This is a genomic window from Bradyrhizobium jicamae (genome assembly GCF_001440395.1).
In the GTDB taxonomy this organism is placed as follows: domain Bacteria; phylum Pseudomonadota; class Alphaproteobacteria; order Rhizobiales; family Xanthobacteraceae; genus Bradyrhizobium; species Bradyrhizobium jicamae.
Genome location: NZ_LLXZ01000191.1, coordinates 1 through 14,497, shown reverse-complemented (window position 1 = coordinate 14,497; position 14,497 = coordinate 1). Strand labels below are relative to the sequence as shown.

The 14,497-nt window shown below is 64.4% G+C and carries 14 protein-coding genes; 13 read left to right on the top strand and 1 reads right to left on the bottom strand.

Annotated features, from left to right (window positions below; translation table 11 throughout):
• Positions 1–31 precede the first annotated feature (31 nt).
• From CQ12_RS32225 to phoB, 10 genes are all read left to right on the top strand, one after another.
• The gene (locus CQ12_RS32225) at positions 32–1,426 is read left to right on the top strand and encodes an OmpA family protein (RefSeq protein ID WP_057839310.1); all 1,395 of its coding nucleotides are present in this window, start codon (positions 32–34) and stop codon (positions 1,424–1,426) included.
• Positions 1,427–1,428: 2 nt separating this feature from the next.
• Positions 1,429–1,725, top strand: coding sequence for a hypothetical protein (locus CQ12_RS32220; RefSeq protein ID WP_057839309.1), 297 nt, complete (start codon positions 1,429–1,431; stop codon positions 1,723–1,725).
• 277 nt (positions 1,726–2,002) lie between these two features.
• Entirely contained in the window at positions 2,003–3,061 is a 1,059-nt protein-coding gene (locus CQ12_RS32210; protein WP_057839307.1) for a putative bifunctional lysylphosphatidylglycerol flippase/synthetase, read from the top strand.
• A gap of 44 nt (positions 3,062–3,105) precedes the next feature.
• On the top strand, positions 3,106–4,407 hold the full coding sequence (locus tag CQ12_RS32205; RefSeq protein WP_057839306.1) for an ATP-binding protein: 1,302 nt from the start codon (positions 3,106–3,108) through the stop codon (positions 4,405–4,407).
• 140 nt (positions 4,408–4,547) lie between these two features.
• Positions 4,548–5,558: a phosphate ABC transporter substrate-binding protein PstS gene (pstS, locus tag CQ12_RS32200; RefSeq protein WP_057839305.1), complete on the top strand. Its 1,011-nt coding sequence runs from the start codon at positions 4,548–4,550 to the stop codon at positions 5,556–5,558.
• A 151-nt stretch (positions 5,559–5,709) separates the two neighbouring features.
• A complete protein-coding gene (gene pstC, locus CQ12_RS32195) occupies positions 5,710–6,708 on the top strand; it encodes a phosphate ABC transporter permease subunit PstC (protein WP_157088620.1) in 999 nt (332 codons plus the stop codon).
• A gap of 1 nt (position 6,709) precedes the next feature.
• Positions 6,710–7,555, top strand: a complete 846-nt coding sequence (pstA, locus tag CQ12_RS32190) for a phosphate ABC transporter permease PstA (RefSeq protein WP_057839303.1) — start codon at positions 6,710–6,712, stop codon at positions 7,553–7,555.
• A complete protein-coding gene (gene pstB / locus CQ12_RS32185; protein WP_057839302.1) occupies positions 7,552–8,373 on the top strand; it encodes a phosphate ABC transporter ATP-binding protein PstB in 822 nt (273 codons plus the stop codon). Before pstA ends, pstB begins: the two co-directional genes overlap by 4 nt.
• 13 nt (positions 8,374–8,386) lie before the next feature.
• Positions 8,387–9,103 carry a phosphate signaling complex protein PhoU gene (gene phoU / locus CQ12_RS32180; RefSeq protein ID WP_057839301.1) on the top strand — a complete coding sequence of 239 codons (717 nt, stop codon included), beginning with the start codon at positions 8,387–8,389 and terminating at the stop codon, positions 9,101–9,103.
• A gap of 11 nt (positions 9,104–9,114) precedes the next feature.
• Positions 9,115–9,819: a phosphate regulon transcriptional regulator PhoB gene (gene phoB, locus CQ12_RS32175; RefSeq protein ID WP_028351834.1), complete on the top strand. Its 705-nt coding sequence runs from the start codon at positions 9,115–9,117 to the stop codon at positions 9,817–9,819.
• A gap of 170 nt (positions 9,820–9,989) precedes the next feature.
• Here phoB and CQ12_RS32170 read toward each other — a convergent pair whose 3' ends face one another.
• Complete coding sequence (locus CQ12_RS32170; protein WP_057839300.1) at positions 9,990–10,502, bottom strand: GcrA family cell cycle regulator; 513 nt, start codon at positions 10,500–10,502, stop codon at positions 9,990–9,992.
• A 501-nt stretch (positions 10,503–11,003) separates the two neighbouring features.
• Here CQ12_RS32170 and CQ12_RS32165 point away from each other — a divergent pair.
• From CQ12_RS32165 to CQ12_RS32155, 3 genes are all read left to right on the top strand, one after another.
• The gene (locus CQ12_RS32165) at positions 11,004–12,212 is read left to right on the top strand and encodes an aspartate aminotransferase family protein (protein ID WP_057839299.1); all 1,209 of its coding nucleotides are present in this window, start codon (positions 11,004–11,006) and stop codon (positions 12,210–12,212) included.
• Positions 12,212–13,138, top strand: coding sequence for an ornithine carbamoyltransferase (gene argF / locus CQ12_RS32160; RefSeq protein ID WP_057839298.1), 927 nt, complete (start codon positions 12,212–12,214; stop codon positions 13,136–13,138). The genes CQ12_RS32165 and argF overlap by 1 nt, the downstream gene beginning before the upstream one ends.
• Before the next feature lie 214 nt (positions 13,139–13,352).
• Positions 13,353–14,354 carry an Hsp33 family molecular chaperone gene (locus tag CQ12_RS32155; protein WP_057839297.1) on the top strand — a complete coding sequence of 334 codons (1,002 nt, stop codon included), beginning with the start codon at positions 13,353–13,355 and terminating at the stop codon, positions 14,352–14,354.
• The last annotated feature ends 143 nt before the right edge of the window (positions 14,355–14,497 follow it).

Genomic DNA, 14,497 nt, shown 5'->3' with positions numbered 1-14,497 from the left:
TCTCTGCCTTCCGGACCCTGCGGGAACTCGAATGCGCGGACTTTTCAAGTGGAGTAGCAAATGGTGGCCGGGCGTTATTCCTCTGGTCATCTTTTGGGCGATCGCGGCCTGGACGAGCACAGAACCGCTGGAAGCCGATCTGGCGCAGCGTTCGGCCGCCGCGCTCAAGGATACCGTCCTCAATAAAACGCGAATCTCGGTCGCCGGCCGCGACGTGACCCTGGCCGCCGATGCGTTTTCGGAAGACGGCCGGCAGAGCGCCGTGGCGTCGGTGGAGACGGTGCCGGGGGTGCGGCTGGTGAACGATGAAACCCGGCTTGTTCCCGAAGCCAAGCCGTTCGTCTGGTCGGCCGAACGCGATGTAGTCCGGGTGACGCTGTCGGGAAGTTCGCCGCTGCCGGCAACCAAGAGCCGGTTGACGGAGGCGGCGCGCGCCAATCTCGGCGGCGTCGAAGTGGTCGACCGGATGGATCTGTCGCGCGGCGCGCCGCCGCGTTTCGACAATGCCGCGCTGTTGCTGCTCGACCAGATCGGCAAGCTGAAGGAAGGCAAGATCACGCTCTCGGACACCCAGGTCAGCCTGTCAGGCATGGCGCGCGAGCTCGGCGGCCGGGAAGCCATCGCCGCCGCGCTGAAAAATCTGCCCGAAGGTTTTTCGGTCGCAGCCAACGAGGTCAAGGCGCCGCCCTATATCTTCCAGGCCTATAAAGACCCGGTCGCGCTGACGCTGACGCTGACCGGCAACGTGCCTGACAATAATGCCCACGCTGCGCTGGGGGCATCGGCGGGACGCAGGTTCTTCAGCGAAAAAGTCGTCGACAATCTCAAGGCGAGCATCGGCGCGCCGTCGGGCTTTGCCGCCGCGGTGGTGCCGGCGCTCGGCGCGCTGTCGCGGCTGTCGACCGGCACGCTCGTCGTCTCCGACCGGGAAGTGAAGCTGTCGGGCGATGCGCTTTATGAGGCCGCCGCCAGTCAGATCCGCGCCGGCCTCGGCAAGGACTTTCCGCAGGGCTGGCAGTTCAAGCCGGAAATTTCAGTCAAGCCGCCCGCCGCGCCGGTCGATGCAACGGTGTGCCAGCAGCTGTTCACCGATCTGCTCGGCAAGGCGCGGATCCGCTTCGAGCCCGGCAAGGCCGACATTGTCGCCGACTCCGCCGGCCTGCTCGACCGCCTGATCGAAACCGCACTGCGCTGCCCGACCGCCAATATCGAGATCGCCGGCCACACCGATACCGACGGCGACGATGCGGCCAACCAGGCGCTGTCCGAGAAACGGGCACAGGCGGTTGCCGACTATCTGGTCAAGGCGGGATTGCCGGCCAGCCGGTTCAGCGCGGTCGGCTATGGTTCGACGCAGCCGATCGCCGGCAACGATACCGACCAGGGCAAGGCGCAGAACCGCCGCATCGATTTCGTGGTGAAGTGAGCATGGGCTATCTGACCACATTCTACTGGGGCTGGCTGTTGGGATCGGTGCTGCTCGGCTTCGCCATGGGCTGGATATCCGTGGTTCAGCACGGCGACGGTGTGCCGCGGAAATGGCGGTGGTGGCTCGCGGCGCTGGTCGCGGCGCTGGTCGCAGCCGCGGTCGCGCGCGTTGTGCCTGGCCGTTTCGGCTACTGGCTCGATCTCGGCCTGATCATGTTCGGTCTTTATCTCTGTGGTTGTGCGGTCGGATCATGGCTGCGGGACTGGGTGGTCTCGCGTACGGCACCGCCGGCCTGATTGCCTCATGCACCGGTCAACTTTACCGCTGTCGTTGTCACGGGTTGTTGACCAGTCCCTTCTATGGTCCGGAACCGCCGTCGGGCGGCGGGATTTCAGGAAAACCGTGCTAGTGCCGTCATGGATCACGCCTAATATGTTGAAGGGGCGCGTTTTATTGTCGTCAGGCGAATTCCACTCCGGCTCAAAACGCGCTACCAGAGGGGTCAGGGAGCAGCGTAGCGTCGGCGGGGTTCGCGCCATTGCCGTCGTCGCAGAAGCGCAATTCGAGGTGTAGATGCTGGAAGCAATACGCAGGGCAATGTCGTTTCTGCGCCAGAAACAGGTCCTGCATAAGCTCGGGGTTGTCATCAGCATCACGGTCATCGCCGTTGCGTGCTACGTGCTCTATCACATGCTCCGCGGCATCGACACCAACGAGGTGATCGACGCCATCAAGGGCACCGAACCGAGCCAGATCGCGCTGGCGGCGCTGTTCGTGGCGGCGGGCTATTTCACGCTCACCTTCTATGACTGGTTCGCGGTCCGCGCCATCGGCCAGACCCATGTGCCCTATCGCGTCAACGCGCTGGCGGCCTTCACCTCCTATTCGATCGGACACAATGTCGGCGCAAGCGTCTTCACCGGCGGCGCGGTGCGCTACCGGATCTATTCGGCCTGGGGGCTGAACGCGATCGACGTCGCCAAGATCTGCTTCCTCGCCGGGCTCACCTTCTGGCTCGGCAATGCCGCGGTCCTGGGACTGGGCATCGCCTACCACCCGGAAGCCGCCGCCGCGATCGATCAACTGCCGGCTTGGCTCAACCGCATCGCGGCGTTCGCCATCATCATCGGACTGGTCGGATACGTCACCTGGGTCTGGGCCCAGCCGCGCAGCGTCGGCCGTGGGCCGTGGACGGTCACGCTGCCGGGCGGCCCACTGACGCTGCTGCAGATCGCCATCGGCATCGTCGATCTCGGCTTCTGCGCGCTGGCGATGTACATGCTGGTGCCGGACGAGCCCCAGATCGGCTTCGTCGTCGTCGCGGTGATCTTCGTTTCCGCGACCCTGCTGGGCTTTGCCAGTCATTCCCCGGGCGGGCTCGGCGTGTTCGATGCCGCCATGCTGGTCGGCCTCTGGCAGATGGACCGGGAGGAACTGCTCGCCGGCATGCTGCTGTTCCGCGTCCTCTATTATATCGGGCCCTTTGTCATATCTGTAATCTTGCTGACGCTTCGGGAGATTATCATCGGTGCGCGATCGAAGCGCCTGCGCCAACTGGCGTCTGCTGCCGATCCCGAGCCGAGGCGTGAAGCCCCCGTCTATGTGCGCGAGCGTGGAGACACGGGCGCCTGATGACGCGGTGGGCGCCTCGCCAGTAGAGGAGGACGGCCTGCGCCATGGCGATCGACGATTCCCACGCTTCCTCGTTCTTCGCACCGTGGCCGGACCGGTTGCGGCATTCGGCCATCATTCTGCTGGCCGCCGGCCTCGCGCTTTGCGCGCTCGTGCTGCTGGCCGATCTCTCGCTGCCGCGTGCCGTCGCCGTTTTCATCTGCATCGCGGCCGCAGCGCTGGTGCCGTGGCGGCTGCATCATGTGGCGGCCTCGCGAGATGATGTCCGGGCGGTCAGCCCGGTCGAGTCCGCGGCCGTCAGTGCGGTCGTGGCCGGCATGCCGGATCCGGCCGTGCTGCTCGACCGCGCCGGGCGCGTCATTCACCTCAATGCGGCGGCCGCCCAGCTTGCGCCTGCGCTGCGCAAGAACGAACTGGCGCAGTTCGCGCTGCGCTCGCCCGAGATCATTACGGCGCTGCGCGAGGCGATCGCGACCACCGAGCCGCGCCGGGCCAGCTATCTCGATCAGGTGCCTGTCGACCGCTGGATGGAACTGATCATCACGCCGGTGCCGGTCCCCACGCTGTTCGGCGGCACCGAGAAATGCCTGCTGCTGACCTTCCACGACCAGACGCCACTGCGGCGGGTCGAGGAAATGCGCGCCGATTTCGTCGCCAATGCCAGCCATGAACTGCGCACGCCGCTCGCGGCGTTGTCGGGTTTCATCGATACGCTGCAGGGCCCCGCCAAGGACGACGCCAAGGCGCGCGAACGCTTTCTGTCGATCATGCATACGCAGGCGACGCGGATGGCGCGGCTGATCGACGATCTGCTGTCGCTGTCGCGGGTCGAATTGTCGGCCCATGTCCGGCCCGACGCCTGCGTCGATATCGTGCCGATCATCCGACAGGTCGCCGACGGGCTGGAACCGCTGGCGCGCGAGCGGCAGGTTGCGATCGAAATCGATCTGCCCAGCGCATCGGCGACGATCGCAGGCGACCGCGAGGAACTGCTGCGGCTGTTCGAGAACCTGATCGAGAATGCGCTCAAATACGGCGCGTCCGGCGAGCGGGTGGTGGTCTCCCTGAAGGAGTCCACATCCGGCGACGGTGCGCCGGAACTCCGCGTCATGGTGCGGGATTTCGGCCCCGGGATCGCGCCGGAACATCTGCCGCGGCTGACCGAACGGTTCTACCGGGTCGATGTCGGCGACAGCCGCGCGCAAGGTGGAACCGGGCTCGGTTTATCCCTAGTGAAACATATTCTTAACCGTCATCGCGGCCGGCTTTTGATCGAAAGCGTGCCCAAGAAAGGGGCGACCTTTACCGCCTGTTTTCCCCAGGCGAAAACCCCCGTGGCGCATTGAACATAAGCGATTTCAATCGCTTAAGGCTGTCATCCAACTGTCATCGAACCTTCGTAAAAGCTCTATCGACCGCCCCTACACGGGCGGTGTGAGCGCTATCGGGCGCACCGGCGCTTCGCTCACAGGATGGAGACCACCCCATGAATTTCATCAGGACAATCGTCGCCGCCGGCCTAGTTGCCGCGTCGACCTCGGCCCTTGCTGCCGACATCACCGGCGCAGGCGCGACCTTTCCGTTCCCGATCTATTCGAAGTGGGCCGACGCCTACAAGAAGGAGACCGGCAACGGCCTGAACTACCAGTCGATCGGCTCCGGCGCCGGCATCAAGCAGATCCAGGCCAAGACCGTGACCTTCGGCGCAACCGACGCGCCGCTCAAGGCCGAGCAGCTTGAGAAGGACGGTCTGGTACAGTGGCCGATGGTGATGGGCGCGATCGTGCCGGTCGTGAACCTCGAAGGCATCAAGCCGGGCGAACTGGTGCTGTCGGGCGAAGTGCTCGGCGACATCTATCTCGGCAAGATCAAGAAGTGGGACGATGTCGCGATCGCCAAGCTCAATCCGAAGCTGAAGCTGCCGGGTGACGCGATCACCGTGGTCCGCCGTTCTGACGGTTCGGGCACCACCTTCAACTTCACCGATTATCTCTCGAAGTCGAGCGCCGACTGGAAGGCCAAGGTCGGCACCGGCACCGCGGTCGAGTGGCCGGTGGGCGTTGGCGCCAAGGGCAATGAAGGCGTCGCCGGCAATGTCGGCCAGACCAAGAATGCAATCGGTTACGTCGAATACGCCTACGCCAAGCAGAACAAGCTGACCCATACGGCGATGATCAACAAGGCCGGCAAGACCGTGCAGCCGACCATGGAAGCCTTCCAGGCGGCCGCGTCAAACGCCGACTGGGCCAAGGCGCCTGGCTACTACGTGATCCTCACCGACCAGCCCGGCGAAGCCTCCTGGCCGATCACGGCCGCGACCTTCATCCTGATGCACAAGGCTGCCACCGACAAGGCGGCCTCTCAGGAAGCCATCAAGTTCTTCAAGTACGCCTTCGAGAAGGGCGACAAGATGGCTGAAGATCTCGACTACATCCCGATGCCGGACTCGGTCGTCAAGCTGATCGAAAAGACCTGGTCGGCCGAGATCAAGAGCTGACGGCGGCGACGCCTCGCAACGCGATTGCTCAACCCGGACCGTCCGGGTTGAGCACCCCTCTCGGGACAAGAGAGGTAACAACAAATGCGCGAGCTGAAAAAAGCCGTGCACCGCAGTCCGGGTCATTGGGCTATAGTACAGGGGATTGGGCGTGGCAGAAATGGCGGTTGAAAGCGACGTAATGGAAGCTGCCGGACCCTATGATCGCGCACGGGCCCTCAGCGCTTTCAAGCTTGGCGATGTCACCTTCTACTGGATCACGCGCGCCTGCGCGATCTCGGTTCTGCTCATCCTTGGCGGCATCATTATCTCGCTGATCGTCGGTGCCTGGCCCGCGATCCGCGAATATGGCGCCGCCTTCCTGTGGACGCAGCGCTGGGCACCATCTGCCGATCCGCCCGTACTTGGCGCGCTCGGCCCGATCTACGGCACGCTGATCACTTCCGTCATCGCGATGATGATCGCCATTCCCGTCGGCCTCGGCATCGCGATTTTCCTCACCGAGATCTGTCCGCTCTGGCTGCGCCGTCCCATTGGGCTTGCGGTCGAGCTGCTCGCCGGCATCCCCTCGATCATCTACGGCATGTGGGGCTTCTTCGTGCTCGGCCCGTTCCTGGCGAATACGTTCCAGCCCTTCATGATCAGCATCTTCGACGGCGTGCCCGTGCTGGGGACGATCTTTGCCGGTCCGCCATCCTATCTCAGCCTGTTCAACGCCTCGCTGATCCTTGCGATCATGGTGCTGCCCTTCATCACCTCGATCTCGGTCGACGTCTTCAAGACGGTGCCGCCGGTCCTGAAGGAGGCCGCCTACGGCGTCGGCTGCACCACCTGGGAAGTCGTCCGCAACGTCGTGATTCCCTATACCCGCGTCGGCGTGATCGGCGGCATCATGCTGGCGCTCGGCCGCGCGCTCGGCGAGACCATGGCGGTCACCTTCATCATCGGCAATTCGTTCAAGATCCAGTCCTCGATCTTCGCGCCGGGCACCACGATCTCCGCCGCGATTGCCTCCGAATTCGCCGAAAGCGACGGGCTGCATCAGTCCGGCCTGATCCTGCTCGGCCTGCTCCTGTTCGTGCTGACGTTCTTCGTGCTGGCGGCGGCGCGGCTGATGCTGATGCGGCTGGAGAAGAAGGCGGGGAACTGAGATGAACCCGATTTACGCCTCCCGTCGCCGCAAGAACGTCGTCATCAAGTTCCTGTGCCTGGCCGCTGCCGCGTTCGGCGTCACCTGGCTCGCGCTGATCCTGTTCACGCTGTTCTACAACGGCCTGACCGGGCTTTCGCTGCAGGTCTTCGCCCAGGACACGCCGCCGCCGGGATCGACCGAGGGTGGCCTGCGCAATGCCATTGTCGGCTCGATCATCATGACGGTGATCGGCGTCGGCATCGGCGCGCCGCTCGGCCTGTTCGCCGGCACCTACCTCGCCGAATACGGCAAGCACGACAAGCTCACCTCGGTGATCCGCTTCATCAACGACATCCTCTTGAGCGCGCCCTCGATCATCATCGGCCTGTTCATCTACGGCGCTATCGTGGTGCCGATGGGCGGCTTCTCGGCCTTCGCCGGCTGTCTGGCGCTCGCCGTGATCGTGATCCCCGTCGTGGTCCGCACCACCGAGGACATGCTGGGACTGGTGCCCAATCCGCTGCGTGAGGCGGCGTCCGCGCTCGGCCTGCCGCGCTCGCTGGTGATCCGGCGGATCGCCTACCGCGCGGCACGATCGGGTCTGATCACCGGCGTACTGCTGGCGACCGCCCGCGTCGCCGGCGAAACTGCGCCGCTGTTGTTCACCGCGCTGTCGAACCAGTTCTTCAGCCTGAACCTGACCAAGACGATGGCGAACCTGCCGGTGACCATCAACAACTTTGTCCAGAGCCCCTATGCCTACTGGAAAGAGCTCGCCTGGAGCGGGGCCTTGCTGATCACGCTCACCGTATTGGCCCTGAATATTGGCGCGCGCATTCTCGGCGCTGAGAGGACATCCAAATGACCGACCTTTCCGTATCCGTGAGTACTGCCACCGGTCCCGTTCCGCAGGCGCCGCTGCCGGAGGCTGCGCCCAAGGTCACCGCGCGCGGCCTGAACTTCTACTATGGCGAACATCATGCGCTGAAGAACATCAACCTGACGCTCGGAACCAACCGCGTCACCGCCTTCATCGGCCCGTCCGGCTGCGGCAAGTCCACGCTGCTGCGCATCTTCAACCGGATGTACGACCTCTATCCCGGCCAGCGCGCCACCGGCCAGTTGCTGCTGGACCAGACCAACGTCCTCGACTCCAAGCTCGACCTCAATCTGTTGCGGGCCCGCGTCGGCATGGTGTTCCAGAAGCCGACGCCGTTCCCGATGACGATCTATGAGAACATCGCCTTCGGCATCCGCCTTTATGAGAAGATCTCGAAGTCGGAAATGGACGGCCGCGTCGAGAAGGCGCTGCGCGGCGGCGCGCTGTGGAACGAGGTCAAGGACAAGCTCAATGCCAGCGGCCTGTCGCTGTCCGGCGGCCAGCAGCAGCGGCTTTGCATCGCCCGCACGGTCGCTGTCCGGCCCGAGGTGATCCTGTTCGACGAGCCCTGTTCGGCGCTCGATCCGATCTCGACCGCGAAGATCGAGGAGCTGATCCAGGAACTGGCGGAGGACTACACGATCGCCATCGTCACCCATAATATGCAGCAGGCGGCGCGCGTCTCCGACAAGACCGCCTTCATGTATCTGGGCGAGCTGATCGAGTTCGACGACACCAACAAGATTTTCACCTCGCCGAGCGATCGACGTACCCAGGACTACATCACCGGCCGGTTCGGCTGAGGAGATTTGAGAGATGGCTTCCGAACACACCGCCAAGGCCTTCGACAGCGATCTTCAGGAATTGACCCGCCTCGTCGCCGAGATGGGCGGCCTGGCTGAGCGCATGATCACCGAATCCGTCGACGCGCTGGTCCGCCGGGACGTCGCACTCGGCAAGCGCGTCGTCGCGTCAGACGTCGAGATCGACCGCCTGCAGCACCTGATCGAGGAGCGTGCGGTGCTGACCATCGCCCGCCGCCAGCCGATGGCGATCGACTTGCGCGAAATCGTCGGCGCCATGCGCGTCGCCACCGATCTGGAGCGGATCGGCGATCTCGCCAAGAACATGGGCAAGCGTGTCGCGGCGCTGGAGAACGATTTCCAGCCGCTGAAGCTGATGCGCGGCCTCGAACACATGACCGATCTGGTGCAAACGCAGGTCAAGTCAGTGCTGGACGCCTATGCCGCGCACGACCTGCCGGCGGCGATGGCGGTGTGGAAGGGCGACGAGGAAGTCGACGCCATCTGCACCTCGCTGTTCCGCGAACTGCTCACCTATATGATGGAAGATCCGCGCAACATCTCGTTCTGCATTCACCTGATGTTCTGCGCCAAGAATATCGAGCGGATTGGCGACCACGCCACCAATATCGCCGAGACCGTGTTCTACATGATCGAGGGCCAGCAGATGCTCGACAAGCGCCCGAAGGGCGACATGACGACGTTTGCCACCACGGTTCCGAATAGCTGAGGGTAATGAGGATGAGCGCACGCATTATGGTGGTCGAGGACGAGGAAGCGCTGACCACGCTGTTGCGCTACAACCTCGATGCCGAAGGCTATGAGGTCGAGACCGTCGGCCGCGGCGACGATGCCGATACGCGGCTGAAGGAGCGCGTTCCCGATCTCGTCGTGCTCGACTGGATGCTGCCGGGCCTCTCCGGCATCGAACTCTGCCGCCGCTTGCGGGCCCGCCCGGAAACCAAGCAGCTGCCGATCATCATGCTCACCGCGCGCGGCGAGGAGAGCGAGCGCGTGCGCGGGCTTGCGACCGGCGCCGACGACTACATCGTCAAGCCGTTCTCGGTGCCGGAACTTTTGGCGCGGGTGAAGGGCCTGTTGCGGCGGGCAAGCCCGGAGCGGCTCGCTACCGTCCTGACCTATGGCGACATCGAACTGGACCGCGAGAAGCGCCGCGTCGCGCGCTCCGGCCGCCAGATCGATCTCGGCCCGACCGAGTATCGCCTGCTGGAATTTTTCCTCGAACATCCCGGCCGCGTCTTCAGCCGCGAGCAATTGCTCGACAGCGTCTGGGGCCGTGACATCTATATCGACGAGCGTACCGTCGACGTCCACATCGGCCGCCTGCGCAAGCTGCTCAATCCCGGCCGCGAGCAGGACCCGATCCGCACCGTGCGCGGCGCTGGTTATGCGCTGGATGATCGGTTTGCGAAGGTGGAGCCGTAGCGCTTCATCGCGGTTTCACGCGCCATCGTCGTCCCCGCGAAAGCGGGGACCCATAACCACCGATGCTGATTGTTGAGAGCCGCGGCAGCTCTAGCGAAACATAACCACGCACAATGGTGGTTATGGGTCCCTGCGTGCGCAGGGACGACCTCGTTGAGATAGTTCGCCCCTTACCGCGTCTGCTTCGGCGCCTGCCTGCGCCGGTCGGCGGCGGGCTGATACGCGACGCGCGAGTGATGCGCGCAATAGGGCAGGCCGGTGAGCGCCTTGCCGCCGCAGAAGAAGAATTCCGGGCTCGAGGGATCGCCGACCGGCCAGTGGCAGGTCGCCTCGTTCAGCTCGAGCAGCGACAGCCGCTGGCTCATCGGCACCACATTGTCGAAGGCGACCGGATCGGCTTCGATCTCCACCTCGAAAGCATGCGCCAGCGCGGTGTTGCCGCGCGACACCGGGCGCGACACCCGCATCATCTGCTGGGCGGCGGGGCGCGGCTTGCGCTGCCGCGGGGCAGCCGACGAGGGGCTCTTGGCGCGGCCGGACAGACCCAGCCGGTGCACTTTGCCGATCACGGCGTTTCGCGTCACATTTCCGAGTTCCGCGGCAATCTGGCTCGCCGATAATCCGGCTTCCCAGAGCTTCTTCAGCTGCTCGACGCGATCGTCGGACCAGGTCAAAACCGTCATCGTAATCTTCCCTTCGCATCGCGCCGGCCAATCGAGGGCAGCGCTGGCGATGTCATTCGTCTCAAAAATCCCTGCGGTCAGAATCCCTTAGCCCTCGCCGGGCGCGGAAAGAGCGCCCGAACGTTTACGCTTGCACAAATGGACTCTTAGGGATCAGAACTGCCGCACGAGATGTCGTACCCGACAGCCCAAACGCTACAATATGGCGTGACTCGGGCGCAAGAGTCCGCGCCCCAACGTCCACATGTTCTAACATCTAGGCGTTTCACTGCGTGTTTTCCACCACACCGCAATCCTACGGATTTTTACCATCCTGCACTGCAGGAAAGGCCGTTCCATGGCGTGTTGACAGCGCCCCCGGCCCACATAGAATACCTCTTACGTGCCGCCCTTAAGAGGCGGCACGTTTCGTTTTCGCAAGACCGGCTGTTGCCGCGTTCGCGCCGCTGCCTGCGTGTCCCCGGCCGGTCAAACCTTCAGTGCAAACCTTTTGTGATCGCCATGACCAATAGCGCCACGTCGCATCTGCTCCCCGTCTTCGCCAGGGTCGATCTCGGCTTCGAAAGCGGCGAGGGCTGCTGGCTGACCGCAACCAATGGCGACCGCTATCTCGATTTCACTTCGGGCGTCGCGGTCAATGCGCTGGGCCACTGCCATCCGCATCTGATCAAGGCGCTGCAGGAACAGGCGACGAAGCTCTGGCACATGTCCAACCTGTTCAAGTCGCCCGACGGCGAGAAGCTTGCCGCGCGGCTGTGCGAGCAGAGCTTTGCGGACTTCGTGTTCTTCTGCAATTCCGGCGCGGAGGCGATGGAGGGCGTGATCAAGGTCGTGCGCCGCTATCAATTCTCCAAGGGCCATCCCGAGCGCTATCGCCTCATCACCTTCGAGGGCGCCTTCCACGGTCGCACGCTGGGCACGCTCGCCGCCACCGGCTCCGCCAAATATCTCGAAGGCTTTGGCCCGCCGATGGACGGTTTCGACCAGGTACCGCATGGCGATCTGGAAGCCGTGAAAAAGGCGATCGGTCCGAACACCGCGGGCATCCTGATCGAACCGGTGCAGGGCGAGGGCGGCGTGCGCTCAGCGCCGCAATCCTTCTTCAAGGCGTTGCGCCAACTCTGCGACGAGAAGGGCCTGTTGCTCGCGTTCGACGAGGTGCAGACCGGCATGGGCCGCACCGGCGAACTCTTCGCCTACAAGCGCGTCGGCGTGACGCCGGATGTGATGTCGCTGGCGAAGGCGCTCGGCGGTGGTTTCCCGATCGGCGCGGTGCTGGCAACGGCGGAAGCGGCCAGCGGCATGACGCCGGGCTCGCACGGCTCGACCTTCGGCGGCAATCCGCTGGCGATTTCGGCGGCGAATGCCGTGCTCGACGTGATGCTCAAGCCCGGCTTCTTCGATCACGTGCAGAAAATGTCGCTGCTGTTGAAACAGAAACTCGCCTCCGTGGTCGATCGCTATCCCGCCGTGCTCTCGGAAGTGCGCGGCGAGGGGCTCCTCGTCGGCGTCAAGGCCGTGGTGCCCTCGGGCGATCTCGTCAATGCGCTGCGCGACCAGAAACTTCTGACGGTCGGCGCCGGCGACAATGTGGTGCGATTCCTCGCGCCCCTGATCGTGACCGAGGCCGAGATCGATCAGTCCGTCCAGATGCTGGAGCGCGCCTGCGCCGCGCTGGCGGCCGCGCAGTTGCAGAAGGCGGCGGGATGATGAGCAAATCCGTCCGTCACTTCCTCGACATCAACGAGCTGCCGCCGAAGGAGCTGCGCAACATGCTGGCGCTCAGCGCCGACATGAAGGCGAAGCTCAAGGCGCACGAGAAGGGCAGGAAGCCGCTCGAAGGCAAGACGCTGGCGATGATCTTCGAACGGCCCTCGACCCGCACGCGGGTGTCGTTCGACGTCGGCATGCGCCAGCTCGGCGGTGAAGCCATCATGCTTACAGGCGCCGAGATGCAACTCGGCCGCGGCGAAACCATCGCCGATACCGCGCGCGTGCTGTCGCGCTATGTCGATGCGATCATGATCCGCATCCTCAACCACGATGCGCTGCTGGAACTCGCCGCGCACGCCACCGTGCCCGTGATCAACGGCCTGACACGGCGCTCGCATCCTTGCCAGGTGATGGCCGATCTGATGACCTTCGAGGAGCACCGCGGCCCGATCGAGGGCAAGACGGTGGCCTGGACCGGCGACGACAATAACGTGCTGGCGTCGTGGGCGCATGCGGCCGAGCGTTTCAAGTTTCAGCTCAATGTCGCGACTCCGCCCCAGCTCGCGCCGAACAAGGCGATGAAGGACTGGATCAAGGCGACGCAGGCGCCGATCGTGCTCGGCACCGATCCCGAAGCCGCCGTGCGCGGCGCCGATTGCGTCGTCACCGACACCTGGGTCTCGATGGGCGACAAGGACGGCGAGCATCGCCACAATGTGCTGAAGCCCTATCAGGTCAATGCGAAACTGATGTCGCTGGCCAGCAAGGACGCGATCTTCATGCACTGCCTGCCCGCCCATCGCGGCGAGGAGGTCACCGATGAAGTGATCGACGGTCCGCAATCGGTCGTGTTCGACGAGGCCGAAAACCGCCTGCACGCGCAGAAGGGTATTCTGGCCTGGTGTTTCAACGAAGTGGCGTAGCTCTCTTCGTCGTCCCTGCGAAAGCAGGGACCCATACCGCGTGATCTATCGATAAGGCGCGGTGGCAGACGCTCTGCGCTACAATGAAAGCCTGTGGTTATGGGTCTCTGCGCCGAGTGCGCGATTGCGCACGGAGGCAGGGACGACTCGTGGAGAGATTTCGCGCCCTCCAACCCCCTTTCGCTTTGCTCCTTCCGACCCCAGATAGAGCGCCATGGTCTCAGATTCCCCCGACATCAAAATCACACCCGAGGCGCCCGTTCGCGCGCCCTCGTCTGTTCCCGTCGATGACGCGGTGCTGCCGTTCGAGGTCGCCTCGCTCGATCTGCGCGGACGGCTGACCCGGCTCGGCCCGGCGCTCGACGACATCCTCACCAAGCACGATTATCCGGCGCCGGTCGGAAAACTGCTCGGCGAAGCGATCGTGCTGGCGACGCTGCTCGGCACGGCCTTGAAATTCGAGGGCCGCTTCATCCTGCAGACGCAGACCGATGGGCCGGTGTCGTTCCTGATCGTGGATTTTCAGTCGCCGGACCGGCTGCGCGCCTATGCGCGCTATGACGCGCGGCGATTGAAGGATGGCCAGACTTCAGGCGCGCTGCTCGGCAAGGGCCATCTTGCTATGACCATTGATCAGGGCGCGGACATGAGCCGTTATCAGGGCTTGGTGGCGCTCGACGGCGGCAGCCTGGAAGATGCAGCGCATGAATATTTCCTGCGCTCCGAGCAGATCCCGACCCGCGTGCGCATTGCGGTCGGCGAGGAGTGGCGCGGCGGCGACGGCGGCAAGCATCGCTGGCGCGCCGGCGGCATGCTGCTGCAATTCCTGCCGAAGTCGCCCGAGCGGGCGCGGCAGGCCGATCTGCATCCGGGCGACGCGCCCGACGGTACGGTGACGCATACCGTTGCCGAGGACGATGCCTGGGTCGAGGGCCAGTCGCTGATCGGCACCGTCGAGGATGTCGAGCTGATCGATCCCGACCTGTCCGGCGAGCGGCTGCTGTATCGCCTGTTTCACGAGCGCGGCGTGCGCGTGTTCACGCCGCTGCCGCTGCGCGCGCAATGCTCCTGCTCGCGCGAGGCGGTGTCGTCGATGCTGAAAAGCTTTTCGCCGAAGGATCGCGCCGAGATGGTCAAGGACGACAAGGTGGTGGTGACCTGCGAGTTCTGCTCCTCGGTCTACCAGTTCACCCCGCATGAAGCGGGCGTCGAGTAGCGCCGTCGTTCGGTCCGTAGGGTGGGTTAGCGAAGCGTAACCCACCATTCATCCGCGCGCACCGGCGGCGGGTTACGCTTACGCTAATCTTACTGCGTCATAGGCGTCCGCGACTTATCGAAGCTGCGTGGCCGCCACAGCAC